This is a genomic window from Rubrivivax gelatinosus, from assembly GCF_016583785.1.
Taxonomy (GTDB): domain Bacteria; phylum Pseudomonadota; class Gammaproteobacteria; order Burkholderiales; family Burkholderiaceae_C; genus Rubrivivax; species Rubrivivax gelatinosus_B.
Window position 1 is genome coordinate 45,199 of the sequence record NZ_NRRU01000020.1, and the last position, 14,453, is coordinate 59,651.

The following is a 14,453-nucleotide window of genomic DNA, read 5'->3' on the forward strand; positions in this document are numbered from 1 at the left end:
GGCGTTTCGCCGGCCTTCTTCGTTTTGCGGTCGCCGAGTTGTCCACCGCTCGTCCCCGCTGAGTTCCCAGGCTGTCCACAGACTTGCCCACAAGGCCGACCATGTCCGCGCTGTTCGAATCCCGTGGTTCCGCTCCCGATGACGAAGTCGCGCGCCTGCGCGTGCCGCCGCATTCGAACGAAGCCGAACAGAGCGTGCTCGGCGGCCTGCTGATCGACAACCTGTCCTGGGACCGCGCCGCCGACCTGCTGACCGACAGCGATTTCTACCGCTTCGAGCACAAGCTGATCTTCTCGGCCATCGCCGGGCTGGTGAACCAGAGCAAGCCGGCCGACGTCATCACCGTCTTCGAGCAGTTGCAGAGCCTGGGCAAGGCCGAGGACTGCGGCGGCCTGGGCTACCTGAACGCGCTGGCGCAGAGCGTGCCGAGTGCCGCCAACATGCGGCGCTACGCCGAGATCGTGCGCGAGCGCGCGATCCTGCGAAAGCTGATCGCCGCCAGCGACGAGATCGCCACCAACGCCTTCAACCCGCAGGGCCGGCCGGTCAGCACCATCCTCGACGAGGCCGAAGGCAAGATCTTCAAGATCGGCGAAGAGGGTTCGCGCCAGAAGCAGGGCTTCCAGGGCATAGACAAGCTGGTCGTCGACCTGATCGACCGCGTGCAGGAACTGCACGACAACGGCGCCGAGGAAGTGACCGGCGTCCGCACCGGCTTCTTCGACATGGACCGCATGACCGCCGGGCTGCAGAAGGGCGACCTGATCGTGCTCGCGGCGCGGCCGTCGATGGGCAAGACCGCGTTCGCGCTGAACATCGCCGAGAACGTCGCCGTCGCCGAGGGCCTGCCGGTGCTGGTCTACTCGATGGAAATGGGTGCTTCGCAGCTGGCGCTGCGTCTGGTCGGCTCGCTCGGCCGCATCGACCAGCAGAACCTGCGCACCGGGCGCCTGCGCACCGAAGAGTGGGAGCGGCTGACCGAGGCCGTCGACAAGCTCGGCCGGGTGCAACTGTTCATCGACGAAACGCCGGCGCTGACCTCGCCTGAACTGCGTGCGCGTGCGCGCCGCATGGCGCGTCAGTACGGCCAGCTCGGGCTGATCGTCATCGACTACCTGCAGCTGATGAGCGGCTCGTCGTCGAGCAACGGCGAGAACCGTGCGACCGAGATCGGCGAGATCTCGCGCGGCCTGAAGGCGCTGGCCAAGGAACTGCAGTGCCCGGTGATCGCGCTGTCGCAGCTGAACCGATCGGTCGAAACGCGCACCGACAAGCGGCCGATGATGAGCGACTTGCGCGAATCGGGCGCGATCGAGCAGGACGCGGACATCATCATGTTCATCTACCGCGACGAGTACTACAACAAGGACAGCAAGGATCCGGGCGTCGCCGAAGTCATCATCGGCAAGCAGCGTAACGGCCCGGTCGGCACCGTGCGCCTGGCCTTCCTGAAGCCGCTGACCAAGTTCGAGAACCTCGCCCCGGACGCGATGTCGGATTACTGAGTCAGGACGAGAGAGGCCGGAAGGCCTCGCTCGTCTGAGGCCGCACGGCGCCCGGCGACATGCTGTATAAAACAACAGCATGCCAGCGCCCACCATCCCGTCCCCTCGCCCGGCCGCCGCAGCGCCGGCAAACGCCGCCGTCAAGGGGCGTGGCACGACCTGGGCCATCGCCCACCGTTTCGAGGCCGACGCGCGCGAGGCCTTCGACGACGGCTGGGACGGCGATGCCTCGGCGCTGGAGGCGCCGCCGCTGCCGCCGACTCTGGTCGTCGACGAACAGGCCAGGCGCATCCTGAGCGAGAACGACTCGCCCGACATCGGCTTCGAGCTCTCGCTGAACCCCTACCGCGGCTGCGAGCACGGCTGCATCTACTGCTACGCGCGGCCGACGCACGCCTACCTCGGCTGGTCGCCGGGCCTGGACTTCGAGACCCGCATCGTCGCCAAACGCAACGCCGCCGAGCGCCTGCAGGAAGCGCTGCGGGCACGTGGCTACCGGCCGCATGCGATCGCGATCGGCACCGTCACCGATGCCTACCAGCCGGTCGAGCGCCGGCTGCAGCTGACGCGCGCGGTGATCCAGGTGCTGCACGACACGCGGCACCCGTTCTCGGTGATCACGAAGTCGGCGCTGGTCGAACGCGACCTGGACTTGATCGCGCCGATGGCCGCCGAGCGCCTGGCCTGCGTCGACCTCACGCTGACGACGCTGGACGCGGCGCTCGCCCGGCGTCTGGAGCCGCGGGCGGCCTCGCCCGAGCGGCGGCTGCGCACGATCCGAACGCTGGCCGAGGCGGGCGTGCCGGTAGGCGTCAGCGTCTCGCCGCTGATCCCGTTCCTGAACGAGCACGAGCTCGAGCGCATCCTGGAGGCGGCGCGCGAGGCCGGCGCGAGCCGGGCCTTCGCGATCCCGCTGCGCCTGCCGCACGAACTGTCGCCGCTGTTCAGGGACTGGCTGGTCCAGCATGTCCCGGAGCGGCGGCGCGCGTGATGGCGCGTGTGCGCGAGATGCGCGGCGGCCGCGACAACGACCCGCGTTTCGGCAGCCGCATGCGCGGCGAAGGGATCTGGGCCGAGTTGCTTCGCCAGCGCCTGCACAAGGCCTGCGCACGCCTGGGCCTGGCGCGTGCGTGGCCCGAACTCGACGTTTCGCGTTTTTGCCCGCCGCCCGAAGCCGGCGCGCCGCAGCAGGGCGCGCTGTTCTGAACTCAGGCCGCGGCCGGGGCTGCGGCGAGCGCCTCGGCTTCGGCGCCGAGCGCGTTCGCGACGGCGCTGCGCAGCGCCAGCCCGCCGGCCTTGCGGCCGGGGCCGTCGCCGATCGGCAGCTTGCCCGCCACGCTCAGATAACGCAGGCGCAAGTCCTCGATCGTGGCCTTCAGGTCGTCGGCGCCGGCGATCTTGTCGTGGTGGCGCTGCAGCACCAGGCGCGCGGTGTCGATCAGCTTGGCATTGAGCGACGCGCGGCCGTTCTCGAGCAGGGTGCGCACTGCGGACCCCGGGTCGCCGGCGATGCTGTAGGCCATCGCGGCCTCGGAGACCTCGAGCACCCGGTGCTGACAGAGGCGGATGCGTTCGACGAAGGGCGGATGCGGCCCCGCGGCGCGCGCCAGCAGCTCCGTCAGCGCCTTGGACGAGCAATGGCGCAGGCCGATGGCGTCGACCCAGGCCTCGGCTTCCTCGATCGCATAACCGGCATCCACCAGCCGCGACAGCAGCGCGAGCATGTTGCTCGCGGCTTCGAGGTCGAAGGAGGCTTCGCGCACCTCGAGCGCCAGGTCTGCGATCCCCTGCAGTGCGTCGTTGTGCTGCAGGCGCAGGGCCAGCTCGAGCGCGCGCACGACACCCCCGAAACGCCGCAGGCGCTGACTGTCGGGTGCGTGCGAGATCGCGTGCTCCAGGTTCTCGGCGCAGCGCTGCAGGCCCTTGGTGTCGGACTGGCGCCAGCGCAGGAAGGCCAGCAGCACCAGCGTCTGTGGATCGAACATCTTCGAGTTGATGCCGATACTGACCGCACGCTCGAGCGAACGCAGCGCGTCGTCGTAGCGCTGGAGATAGAAGGACAGGATGCCGAGCTTCTGCAACCGGCCGACCGAGTCCGGGGTCAGCGACGCGGCGCGCAGCAGCACCGACGCCGCCTCCTCCAGGTTGCCCTGGTCGAGGTGGATGCGGCCCATCACGTCATAGGCGTCGACGAAGTTGGGTTGGTCCTCGATCAGGCTCTCCAGCGTCGACAACGCCTTGTTCGGCTCGTTGCCGTCCTCCTGGGCGCGTGCCACGCCCAGGCGGGCCCAGGGCAGGGCCTGGGCCTTGATGACTGCTTCGTAGAGTTCCCAGGCCTCGCGGTGGCGGCCGCTGGACAGCAGCAGCTCGGCGCCGATGCGCGCGGCAAACAGCCAGAACTCGCCGCGTTCCTGGAATCGTTTGATGCACAGCCCGGCGGCGTCGTCGAAACGGCCTTCGTCGACGGCTTCGAAAATCTGCTTGAGCACGCGCTTGCGCCGTCGTGCGTGCAGCAGGCGGTCGCCGAGCGCGGAGGCAGTGTGCGGCTTGATCAGGAAGCTGTCGAGCGCCGATTCGGCCGCCTCGGCCACCTTGTTGTAGGTGGCTTCGCCGCTGATCATGATGAAGACCGTCGACAGCGGCAGCAGCTGGTGGCGGCGCAGGTCGTCGAGCAGCTGCTGGCCGGCGGCGTCGTTGCCGGCGAAGTTGTTTTCGCACAGCACGATGTCGAACGGGCGTGACTCCAGCTGGCTGCGGGCGTCAGCCACCCGGCCGCACTGCGAGACCGTGCCGATGCCGAAGTCGCGCAGCTGGGCCACGAGGATGCTGCGCGAGGTCGGGTTCGGGTCTATGACCAGCGCCTTGCTCAGATGGATGTCACGGTCGAGCATCAAGGCCGGCCTCCGGCGGACGAAAACCCGCACCCCGTGCCCTGCGGGCAGCGTTGAAGACGGGCAGGGGCGGGCGCAGCCATTTCTGACCGTTTTCGGTCATCCGGGTGTCGCGCTTGAGGAGAGATTTCCCGGACTGCGGGAAATTACCTACTTGAACAGGTCTTTGACGCGGTCGGTCCAGGACTTGGCGTTGGGCGAATGGCGGTCGCCGGCCTTGCGGAAGGACTCGTCGAGTTCCTTCATCAGCTTGCGCTGGTGCTCGGTCAGCTTGACCGGCGTCTCGACCGTGATGTGCGCGTACAGGTCGCCCGGGTAGCTGGAGCGTATGCCCTTGATGCCCTTGCCGCGCAGGCGGAAGGTCTTGCCGTGCTGGGTGCCTTCGGGCAGCTCGATCTCGGCCTTGGCGCCCAGCGTCGGCACCTCGATCGTGCCGCCCAGCGCCGCGGTCGTCATGCTCACCGGCACGGTGCAATGCAGGTCGTCGCCGTCGCGCTCGAAGATCTCGTGCTGCTTGATGCGGATCTCGATGTAGAGATCCCCCGGCGGCCCGCCGTTGGTGCCGGGCTCGCCGTTGCCAGCCGAGCGGATGCGCATGCCTTCGTTGATGCCGGCAGGGATCTTCACCTCCAGCGTCTTCTGGCGCTTGATCTTGCCGGCGCCGTTGCAGGTGGGGCAGGGCTCGGGAATGATCTTGCCGTTGCCGTGGCAGTGCGGGCAGGTCTGCTGGATGCTGAAGAAGCCCTGGCGCAGGTGCACGGTGCCCGAGCCCGAGCAGGTCGGGCAGGTCTTGGGGCTGGTGCCGGGCTTGGCGCCGCTGCCGTGGCAGGTCTCGCAGCCGTCCCAGCTCGGGATGCGGATCTGCGTCTCCTTGCCGGCGGCGGCTTCCTCCAGCGAGATCTCCATCGCGTAGCTGAGGTCGCTGCCGCGATAGACCTGCTGGCCGCCGCCGCGCCGGCCACCGGCAGCACCGCCGAAGATGTCGCCGAAGATGTCGCCGAAGGCCTCGGCGAAGCCGCCGAAACCTTCCGGGCCGGCGCCGCCGCGGCCGCCCATGTTCGGGTCGACGCCGGCGTGGCCGTACTGGTCGTAGGCGGCGCGCTTCTGGGCGTCGGAGAGCATCTCGTAGGCCTCCTTGACCTCCTTGAACTTCTCTTCCGCCTTCTTCGCGTCCTCACCCTGGTTGCGGTCAGGGTGGAACTTCATGGCCAGTTTGCGATAGGCCTTCTTGATGTCGTCGTCCGAGGCGTTCTTCGCAACGCCGAGGATTTCGTAGTAGTCGCGCTTTGCCATGAGGGTGCCGTTTACAGCCAGTCGTCAAGCGTAAACGCCGCGCAGGGGCACCGGAAGCTGCCGGTGCGCCTGGACGCGGCGGGAAGTCACGGCCGGACGCTCGACGTCCGGCCGCGGGAAGATCACTTCTTCACTTCCTTGAACTCGGCGTCGACGACGTTGTCGTCGGCCGGCTTGGACGCGGCCTGCGGCGCCTCGCCGCCCGGGGCGGCACCGGCTGCGGCACCGGCAGCGGCCTGCGCCGCCTGGGCTTCGGCGTAGACCTTCTCGCCGAGCTTCTGGCTGGCCGTCATCAAGGCCTCGGTCTTGGCCTCGATGCCGGCCTTGTCGTCGCCCTTGAGGGCTTCCTCGAGCTCCTTCAGCGCGGCCTCGATCTTCTCCTTCTCGCCCGCGTCGAGCTTGTCGCCGTGTTCGCCCAGCGTCTTGCGCACCGAGTGCAGCGAGGCCTCGCCCTGGTTGCGCGCCTGCACGATCTCGAGCTTCTTCTTGTCGTCGGCGGCGTTGGCCTCGGCGTCCTTCACCATCTTCTCGATCTCGGCCTCGGACAGGCCCGAGTTCGCCTTGATGGTGATCTTGTTCTCCTTGCCGGTGCCCTTGTCCTTGGCGCTGACGTGCAGGATGCCGTTGGCGTCGATGTCGAAGGTGACCTCGATCTGCGGCAGGCCACGCGGCGCCGGCGGGATGCCTTCGAGGTTGAACTCGCCCAGGCTCTTGTTGCCCGAGGCCAGCTCGCGCTCGCCCTGGAAGACCTTGATCGTCACCGCCGGCTGGTTGTCGTCGGCGGTCGAGAACACCTGCGAGAACTTGGTCGGGATCGTGGTGTTCTTCTTGATCATCTTGGTCATCACGCCGCCCAGGGTCTCGATGCCCAGCGACAGCGGGGTGACGTCCAGCAGCAGCACGTCCTTGCGCTCGCCGCCCAGGACCTGGCCCTGGATCGCGGCGCCGACGGCGACGGCTTCGTCAGGGTTGACGTCGCGGCGCGGCTCCTTGCCGAAGAACTCCTTGACCTTGTCCTGCACCTTGGGCATGCGGCTCATGCCGCCGACCAGGATGACGTCGTCGATCTCCGACAGCTTGACGCCGGCGTCCTTGACCGCGATGCGGCAGGGCTCGATCGTGCGCTCGATCAGCTCGTCGACCAGGCTCTCGAGCTTGGCGCGCGTGAGCTTGATGTTCAGGTGCTTCGGGCCCGACGCATCGGCCGTCACGTACGGCAGGTTGATGTCGGTCTGGGTGCTGTTGGACAGCTCGATCTTGGCCTTCTCGGCCGCTTCCTTCAGACGCTGCAGCGCGAGCACGTCCTTGGTCAGGTCGACGCCTTGTTCCTTGCGGAACTCGGTGACGATGTAGTCGATGATGCGCTGGTCGAAGTCTTCGCCGCCGAGGAAGGTGTCGCCGTTGGTCGACAGCACCTCGAACTGCTTCTCGCCGTCGACGTCGGCGATCTCGATGATCGAGATGTCGAAGGTGCCGCCACCCAGGTCGAAGACGGCGATCTTGCGGTCGCCGGTGCCGTGTTTGTCCAGGCCGAAGGCCAGGGCCGCGGCGGTCGGCTCGTTGATGATGCGCTTGACCTCGAGGCCGGCGATGCGGCCGGCGTCCTTGGTCGCCTGGCGCTGGCTGTCGTTGAAGTAGGCCGGCACCGTGATCACGGCTTCGGTCACTTCCTCGCCGAGGTAGTCCTCGGCGGTCTTCTTCATCTTGCGCAGCACTTCGGCGCTGACCTGCGGCGGCGCCAGGCGCTTGCCACGCACCTCGACCCAGGCGTCGCCGTTGTCGGCGGCCGAGATCTTGTAGGGCATCAGGTCGAGGTCCTTCTGCACTTCCTTCTCGGTGAACTTGCGGCCGATGAGGCGCTTCACCGCGTACAGCGTGTTCTTCGGGTTCGTGACCGCCTGGCGCTTGGCCGAGGCGCCGACGAGGATCTCGCCGTCGTCCTGGTAGGCAATGATCGACGGCGTGGTGCGCGCGCCTTCACTGTTCTCGATGACCTTGGTCGTGTTGCCTTCCATCACGGCAACGCACGAATTCGTGGTGCCCAGGTCGATGCCGATGATCTTTCCCATGGTGTTCTCCTGAAATCTGGATTCCGGTTGTCTTGGAGTTGTGGCTGCCGGGCCGGCTTTCAAGCCCGCAACTTGCGTTCGTTCAGGCCTTGGGCCCTGCGACCGTGACCAGCGCCGGGCGCAGCACGCGGTCGGCGATCAGGTAGCCGCGCTGCAGCACGGCGACGACGGTGTTGGCTTCCTGGTCGGCGGGCACGACGCTGATCGCCTGATGCTGGTGCGGGTCGAACTTCGTGCCGGCCGGCGGCGCGATCTGCACGACCTTGTTGCGCTCGAGCGCCTGGGTCAGCTGGCGCAGCGTCGCGTGCGTGCCCTCGAGCAGCTGCTCGGGCGTCGCGTTGTGGATCGCGATCGCCGCTTCCAGGCTGTCCTTGACCGGCAGCATGCTCTCGGCGAAGGCATCGATGGCGAACTTGCGCGCCTTCGCCAGCTCTTCTTCGGAGCGGCGGCGCACGTTTTCGGTCTCGGCCTTGGCTCGCAGATAGGCGTCGGCGACCTCGGCGTGACGGGCCTCGAGTTCGGCCAGGCGCGCCTCGGCGCTCGCCGGGGCCGCAGCGGCCTGCGCGGCGTCGGCCGCAGCGGTCTCGGGGGACGGGGTGTCGGGGGTGTTCGAATTCGCGTTCATTGGCGTCTCGGGGCAAAACATGGATGCAGGTGGGGACTTCGCGCGGGACTTCAAGAGCGCTCGTCGTCGACGCTCGCGCTCCAGCGGTTCCAGTCGGCGAGCTGGCGGCGGTCGCGTTTGGTCGGACGGCCTTGCTCGATCGAGGCGGCGGGCTCGGGCTGCAGGCGGCGCGCCTCGGCGGCGCGTTCGCGGGCGGCGATGCTCTCGGCGGTCTCGCAGTACAGCGTCTGCGCCACCGGCGCCGGGCCGCGCACGGTGCCGAGCACGAGCACGTCGACGACCCGTTCGACGCTGCCCTGGCGCAGCGCGACGCGGTCGCCGACGTGCAGCTCGCGCGCCGGCTTGGCCGCCAGGCCGTTGACGCTGACGCGGCCGCGGTCGGCCTCGTCGGCGGCCAGCGCGCGGGTCTTGTAGAAGCGGGCCGCCCAGAGCCATTTGTCCAGGCGCACGCGGGTGTCGTTCATCGGGTCTCTCGGGCCGGGTGGCCGCTGCGCGGCCGGTTCAGATCGTTGCGCCCAGCGCCGCGGCACGTTGCCGGCGCTGTGCCGTCTCCTGCGCATCGGGCAGCGCGCGTGTTTCCCAGCCGGCCATGTGGCGTTCGGCGATCGAAGCCAGCGCCTCGATCCACGCCCCCTGGTCGTTCAGGCAGGGGATGTACTCGAAGCGTTCGCCGCCGCAGGCCAGGAAGGTGTGGCGCGCCTCCTCGTTGATCTCCTCGAGCGTCTCCAGGCAGTCGGAGACGAAACCCGGGCACATCACGTCGACGCGGCGCACACCGTCGGCGGCCAGCTGGCGCAGCGTCGGTTCGGTATAGGGCTCCAGCCACTTGGCGTTGCCGAAGCGGCTCTGGAAGGTGACGACCACCTGTTCCGGCGTCAGCTCGAGGCGTTCACGCAGCAGGCGCGCCGTCTTGTGGCACTGGCAGCAATAAGGGTCGCCGAGCAGCAGCGTGCGGTGCGGCACGCCGTGGAAGCTCAGCAGCAGTTTTTCGCCCTGGCCGTGCTCGCGCCAGTGCGTGCGCACGCGCTCGGCGAGGGCGCCGACGTAGCCGGCGTCGTCGTGGTACTCGTTGACGAAGCGGAACTCGGGGATGCGGCGGGCGCCGGCGGTCCACTTCATCACCGCGTCGGCGACGCTGCCGGTGGTGGCGCCGGCGTACTGCGGGTACAGCGGCAGCACCAGCACGCGGGTCGCACCTTCGGCACGCAGCGCGTCCAGGCCACGCGCGACCGAGGGTTCGCCGTAGCGCATCGCCACCCGCACCTGCACCCGGTGGCCGCGTGCCTGCAGGGCCTGCGACAGGCCGACGGCCTGGCGGTCGCTCCAGACGGCCAGCGGCGAGCCTTCGGGTGTCCAGATCGTCGCGTACTTGGCCGCCGACTTCGCCGGCCGCGCGCTCAGCACGATGCCGTAGAGGATGGGCAGCCAGAGGATGCGCGGGATCTCGACGACGCGCGGGTCGGACAGGAATTCGGCGAGATAGCGGCGCAGCGCGGCCGGCGTCGGCTCGGTCGGTGTGCCCAGGTTGACCAGCAGCAGGCCGACGCGTTCGTCTTCGCCGTGGCGATGCGGCGGTTCCGGTCGCAGCGTCATGCCGCGGGCCCGCCGTCGGCGCGATGGAGTTCGGCGAGCATGGTCTCGACGGCTACCGGCTTGGTCCAGCAGCCGTCGAAACCGGCGGCCGCCGCCTGTTCGGCGACCAGCGCCGGTTCGTCGGCGGTGCAGAGGAAAGCTGGCAGGGCCTCGGCCCGCAGCGCGCGGCGCAGCGCCGGCAGCAGCTCGAAGCCGTTGGTGTCGGGCAGGTGCAGGTCGATGACCAGCGCGTCGGCGGCGAAGCCGGCGGCGAGTTCGAGCGCTTCCGCGCCGGTGGCGGCGCAGGCGACCTCGATCCCGCCGGCGCAGCGGCAGGTCTCTTCGAAGAGCAGGGTATTGATACGGTCGTCGTCGACGTACAGCACGCGCATGTCGTGGGCCCGTGAAGGGCTAGAGCAGGTCGGCCGCGAGAAGCGGTTGGGTGTCGCCGAAGCGCAGGACGTCGAAAAGAACACAGGTGGCCGCCGGGTCGCCCGGAGAACCGCCGAGGCCGATCTCGCCGCTGCCGTGCAGCGTGCAGCCGCCGCGGCGCAGACTCACGATCTCACCGTCGGCAAATCGCACATAGGTGCCGTTGTAGCTCAGATCGGTGAGCTGGAACGCGCCGCCGTGCCAGTCGACTCGTGCATGCGAGCGAGAGACGCGGGAGTCGTCGACGCGGAACTCGGCCTGCGGCCCGCGGCCCAGCACCACCGGCATCTGCCGGCTGGCGAAGATCCGGTTGTGGTTGACCCATTCCAGCCGCAGGCCGTCGGGCTCTGAGACCGGCTCGGCGTCGCCGGCGAACTGCGTCGGCGGCAGCTCGGCACCGAGCCGGCCGCTGAGCACGAAGACCTGCACCGGCTCGACCCGGCCGCGCAGCACGAGCCGGTCCAGGCTGCGAAAGCGCGAACGCGTCTGCTCGGCCAGGCCTTGCAGGACCTCGCCTGTGACCAGGGTCTCGTTGTCGCCAGCGTGGTCGAGCAGCCGGGCGGCGACGTTGACGGCATCGCCGTAACAGTCGCCCGCCATCTCGACGACCTCGCCTCGCGCCATCGCGATCTGCATCTTCAGGTCGCGCAGCCCGGTCGAGGCGCCGTGGTCGTGGCCTCGGCTGGTGATGCCGTCGAGCACCTCGTGCATCAGCGCGGCGGCCTGCAGCGCCATCATCGGCCGCGGGAAGACGGCCATCAGGCCGTCGCCCAGCGTCTTCACCACGTGGCCACCGAAGTCGGCCACCGGCCGCGTCAGCGAGCCCACGCAATGCGTGACCACCGACGTCGCCTCGGCGTTGCCGAGCGTCTCGTACAGCGCGGTGCTGCCGCGAAGATCGGCGAACAGGACGGTGAGGTCGGAGATCTGCGTCATTCAGCGCGCAATTTTATCGCTTTCCCCCTCCGACGCAGGGGGTCGGGCTTGGCGCGCTTCAGAGATTGTCGAGACCGGGCCGCAACTGGTATAGCTGCGGACGTCCGCTGAGCGCGGACGCTTCGCGAACGCAGTCGCCTGCGGCCCCGCCTATCCAATCAGAGATTGTCCAGGTAGGTCCGCAGCTTGTCCGAGCGGCTCGGGTGCTTGAGCTTGCGGATCGCCTTGGCTTCGATCTGGCGGATGCGCTCACGCGTGACGTCGAACTGCTTGCCGACTTCTTCCAGCGTGTGGTCGGTCGACATCTCGATGCCGAAGCGCATGCGCAGCACCTTGGCTTCGCGCGGGGTGAGCGAGTCCAGGATGTCCTTGACGACGTCGCGCAGGCCGGCCTGCATCGCCGCGTCCACCGGGGCCACGTTGTTCGTGTCCTCGATGAAGTCGCCCAGGTGGCTGTCGTCGTCGTCGCCGATCGGCGTCTCCATGGAGATCGGCTCCTTGGCGATCTTCATGATCTTGCGGATCTTGTCCTCGGGGATCTCCATCTTCTCGGCCAGCGTCGGCGCGTCGGGTTCGAAGCCGAACTCCTGCAGGTGCTGGCGCGAGATGCGGTTCATCTTGTTGATCGTCTCGATCATGTGAACCGGGATGCGGATCGTGCGCGCCTGGTCGGCGATCGAGCGCGTGATCGCCTGGCGGATCCACCAGGTGGCGTAGGTCGAGAACTTGTAGCCGCGGCGGTATTCGAACTTGTCGACCGCCTTCATCAGGCCGATGTTGCCTTCCTGGATCAGGTCGAGGAACTGCAGGCCGCGGTTGGTGTACTTCTTCGCGATCGAGATCACCAGGCGCAGGTTGGCCTCGATCATCTCCTTCTTCGCGTCGCGGCTGGCCTTCTCGCCGGCGTTCATGTTCTTGTTGATCTGCTTCAGGTCGTCGAGCGGGACGACCGCGCGCGCCTGCAGATCGATCAGCTTCTGCTGCAGTTCCTGCACCGCCGGCAGGTTGCGGCCGAGCACGGCGCCATAGGCCTTGCCCGAAGCGACTTCCTTCTCGGCCCACTTCAGGTTGAGCACGTTGGGCGGGAAGGTCTTGATGAAGTGTTCCTGCGGCATGCCGCACTTGTCGACGACGATCTTGCGGATCTCGCGCTCGTAGCGGCGCACGTCGTCGACCTGGGCGCGCAGGATCTGGCACAGCTTCTCGATCGTCTTGACCGTGAAGCGGATCGTCATCAGGTCCTGGCTGATCGACTGCTGGGCCTTGTTGTAGGCCGGCGACTTGTAGCCTTCCTTCTCGTAGGCCTTGCGCATGCGGTCGAAGTGCGAGCGCAGCGCCTCGAACTTCTCCAGCGCCTGCTTCTTCAGCTCTTCGAGCTTCTTCGTCAGCGCCTTGCTGCCGCCGGCGCCGTCGTCGTCGTCGTCCTCGTCGAACTCGTCGAAGTCTTCCTCGGCGACGTAGTCGTCGGCCTCGTCGTCGCTGACGAAGCCGTCGACGGCCTCGGAGATCTGCATCTCGCCGGCGGCGATCTTGTCGGCCATCGCCAGGATCTCGGCGATCGTCGTCGGGCTGGCGCTGATGGCCAGCATCATCGCCTGCAGGCCACCTTCGATGCGCTTGGCGATCTCGATTTCGCCTTCACGCGTGAGCAACTCGACCGAGCCCATCTCGCGCATGTACATGCGCACCGGGTCGGTGGTGCGGCCGAACTCGCTGTCGACGGTCGACAGCGCGGCTTCGGCGGCTTCCTCGGCTTCCTCGTCGGTGGCGGTGGCGGTGTTGCTGCCGTTGATCAGCAGCGTGGCCGCGTCGGGCGCCTGCTCGTAGACCGCGATGCCCATGTCGTTGAGCATCGAGACGATGGCCTCGAGGATTTCGTTGTCGACCAGCTTCTCGGGCAGGTGATCGTTGATTTCCTGGTGCGTCAGGAAACCACGCGTCTTGCCCATCTTGATGAGGGTCTTGAGCTCCTGGCGGCGCTTGGCGACTTCCTCTTCGGTCAGCGTGGCCTCGTCCAGCCCGAACTCGCGCATCAGCGCGCGCTCCTTGGCGCGGCTGACCTTCATGCGCAGCGGCTTGACCTTGGCTTCCTTGCCGTCGGCGGCAGCCTCGACCTCGACCTCGGCTTCCGGCTCGGCCTCGAGTTCGACCTCCAGGTCGACCAGTTCGTCTTCCTCGGCGTCAGCCTTCTTCGCGTCCTTCTTGCCGGCCTTGGCCTTGGTGTCAGCCTTGACGGCGGGCGCCTTGGCCGTCTTTGCCGCCGGCTTGGTGGCAGCGGCGGGCTTGGCCTTGGTCTCGGCGGCGACCTTGGCCTTGATGCTCTTGGCGTCGGCGGGGTCGGAAAGGGCAGCGGATGCGGGCTTCTTGGCGGTCATGCGGTTCCTCGGGAAGGTTTCCACGGCCACGCGTCGCCTTGCGCGCAGCGCAAAGCGGTCGGGATAACGCCGCAACTCGCGGCGCCCGGTGGTGGCGCGTCCAGACGGGCAAGCTCGCGTGAACTCATCGAAGATGCGCAGTCCTTGCGGGTGAGGTTGGCCTTATGACCCTTGTCGAGGGTGGCCGGGGCCCGGAGGTGCTGCTGCTCACTCTTGCCGCTGCAACAAACCGAGCATTATCGGCGACGCACCCCGATTCGTCAAAAAAACAGAAGGATTTCTGCGCCGCGGCCGGTCGGCCAGCCCACATCACGCACAAATGGGGGCAAAACCCGCGCCCGCTGGCTTCAGTGCCGGCCGAGCACCGCCATCGCCGAACGCACGGCCTGGGCGCGGATGGTCTGCGCGACCGCGGTGTGCAGGTCTTCCAGCAGCGGGTCGATCGGCACCTCGGCGCCGTCGACCAGCGCCACCGCGTCGGCGCCCCAGGGCTCGACCGCGATCTGCTCGCGCAGCGTCGGCCAGGGCGTGTCGCCGTGGTCGGCCAGCCAGCGGTCGATCCAGCGGAAACACTCGGCGTGCCAGTCGGGCAGGGCGGCCAGCGCCTCGTGGTCGGCGTCGGTCAGCTCCAGCCACCAGCCGGAGCGCAGCAGCAGCACGCGCACGACCTGATCCTGCGGCTGGCGCACCGATACGCGCGGGCCGCCGCGGCGCGGCTGCTGGCGCCGCGGCGGCGTGAACGCCGGCCGCGGGCC

Annotated in this window: 10 protein-coding genes and 2 pseudogenes; 2 read left to right on the forward strand and 10 right to left on the reverse strand. The window is 68.3% G+C overall.

Annotated elements, in window-relative coordinates; genetic code table 11:
* Positions 1–101: 101 nt before the first annotated feature.
* Complete coding sequence (dnaB, locus tag CKO43_RS07350; RefSeq protein ID WP_200228693.1) at positions 102–1,505, forward strand: replicative DNA helicase; 1,404 nt, start codon at positions 102–104, stop codon at positions 1,503–1,505.
* Positions 1,506–1,584: 79 nt separating this feature from the next.
* Positions 1,585–2,711: pseudogene (locus tag CKO43_RS07355) on the forward strand (PA0069 family radical SAM protein).
* A gap of 2 nt (positions 2,712–2,713) precedes the next feature.
* On the opposite strand, the gene CKO43_RS07360 reads toward CKO43_RS07355, so the two are convergent.
* From CKO43_RS07360 to CKO43_RS07405, 10 genes and pseudogenes are all read right to left on the reverse strand, one after another.
* On the reverse strand, positions 2,714–4,396 hold the full coding sequence (locus CKO43_RS07360) for a response regulator (RefSeq protein ID WP_242481088.1): 1,683 nt from the start codon (positions 4,394–4,396) through the stop codon (positions 2,714–2,716).
* Between the two features lie 150 nt (positions 4,397–4,546).
* A complete protein-coding gene (dnaJ, locus tag CKO43_RS07365; RefSeq protein ID WP_200228696.1) occupies positions 4,547–5,689 on the reverse strand; it encodes a molecular chaperone DnaJ in 1,143 nt (380 codons plus the stop codon).
* Between the two features lie 122 nt (positions 5,690–5,811).
* Positions 5,812–7,758, reverse strand: a complete 1,947-nt coding sequence (dnaK, locus tag CKO43_RS07370) for a molecular chaperone DnaK (protein ID WP_200378276.1) — start codon at positions 7,756–7,758, stop codon at positions 5,812–5,814.
* A gap of 82 nt (positions 7,759–7,840) precedes the next feature.
* Positions 7,841–8,383 (reverse strand): nucleotide exchange factor GrpE, encoded by a 543-nt coding sequence (gene grpE / locus CKO43_RS07375; protein WP_200228698.1) that lies wholly within the window; start codon positions 8,381–8,383, stop codon positions 7,841–7,843.
* A gap of 50 nt (positions 8,384–8,433) precedes the next feature.
* Positions 8,434–8,847, reverse strand: coding sequence for an RNA-binding S4 domain-containing protein (locus tag CKO43_RS07380; RefSeq protein WP_200378277.1), 414 nt, complete (start codon positions 8,845–8,847; stop codon positions 8,434–8,436).
* 37 nt (positions 8,848–8,884) lie between these two features.
* A complete protein-coding gene (gene hemH / locus CKO43_RS07385; RefSeq protein WP_200378278.1) occupies positions 8,885–9,976 on the reverse strand; it encodes a ferrochelatase in 1,092 nt (363 codons plus the stop codon).
* Positions 9,973–10,347 carry a response regulator gene (locus CKO43_RS07390; protein ID WP_200228704.1) on the reverse strand — a complete coding sequence of 125 codons (375 nt, stop codon included), beginning with the start codon at positions 10,345–10,347 and terminating at the stop codon, positions 9,973–9,975. The genes hemH and CKO43_RS07390 overlap by 4 nt, the downstream gene beginning before the upstream one ends.
* A 19-nt stretch (positions 10,348–10,366) precedes the next feature.
* Positions 10,367–11,323: an adenylate/guanylate cyclase domain-containing protein gene (locus tag CKO43_RS07395; protein WP_200228706.1), complete on the reverse strand. Its 957-nt coding sequence runs from the start codon at positions 11,321–11,323 to the stop codon at positions 10,367–10,369.
* A gap of 158 nt (positions 11,324–11,481) precedes the next feature.
* A complete protein-coding gene (rpoD, locus tag CKO43_RS07400; protein WP_200378279.1) occupies positions 11,482–13,698 on the reverse strand; it encodes an RNA polymerase sigma factor RpoD in 2,217 nt (738 codons plus the stop codon).
* Positions 13,699–14,045: 347 nt separating this feature from the next.
* Positions 14,046–14,453, reverse strand: a pseudogene (locus CKO43_RS07405) (DNA primase); the annotation flags it as partial.

Excerpts from the sequence above, each read along its gene's own strand:
- CKO43_RS07360 (WP_242481088.1), bottom strand. The coding sequence starts at position 4,396 with ATGCTCGACCGTGACATCCATCTGAGCAAGGCGCTGGTCATAGACCCG.
- dnaK (WP_200378276.1), bottom strand. The coding sequence starts at position 7,758 with ATGGGAAAGATCATCGGCATCGACCTGGGCACCACGAATTCGTGCGTT.
- grpE (WP_200228698.1), bottom strand. The coding sequence starts at position 8,383 with ATGAACGCGAATTCGAACACCCCCGACACCCCGTCCCCCGAGACCGCT.
- CKO43_RS07395 (WP_200228706.1), bottom strand. The coding sequence starts at position 11,323 with ATGACGCAGATCTCCGACCTCACCGTCCTGTTCGCCGATCTTCGCGGC.
- CKO43_RS07380 (WP_200378277.1), bottom strand. The coding sequence starts at position 8,847 with ATGAACGACACCCGCGTGCGCCTGGACAAATGGCTCTGGGCGGCCCGC.
- hemH (WP_200378278.1), bottom strand. The coding sequence starts at position 9,976 with ATGACGCTGCGACCGGAACCGCCGCATCGCCACGGCGAAGACGAACGC.
- rpoD (WP_200378279.1), bottom strand. The coding sequence starts at position 13,698 with ATGACCGCCAAGAAGCCCGCATCCGCTGCCCTTTCCGACCCCGCCGAC.
- dnaJ (WP_200228696.1), bottom strand. The coding sequence starts at position 5,689 with ATGGCAAAGCGCGACTACTACGAAATCCTCGGCGTTGCGAAGAACGCC.
- CKO43_RS07390 (WP_200228704.1), bottom strand. The coding sequence starts at position 10,347 with ATGCGCGTGCTGTACGTCGACGACGACCGTATCAATACCCTGCTCTTC.
- dnaB (WP_200228693.1), top strand. The coding sequence starts at position 102 with ATGTCCGCGCTGTTCGAATCCCGTGGTTCCGCTCCCGATGACGAAGTC.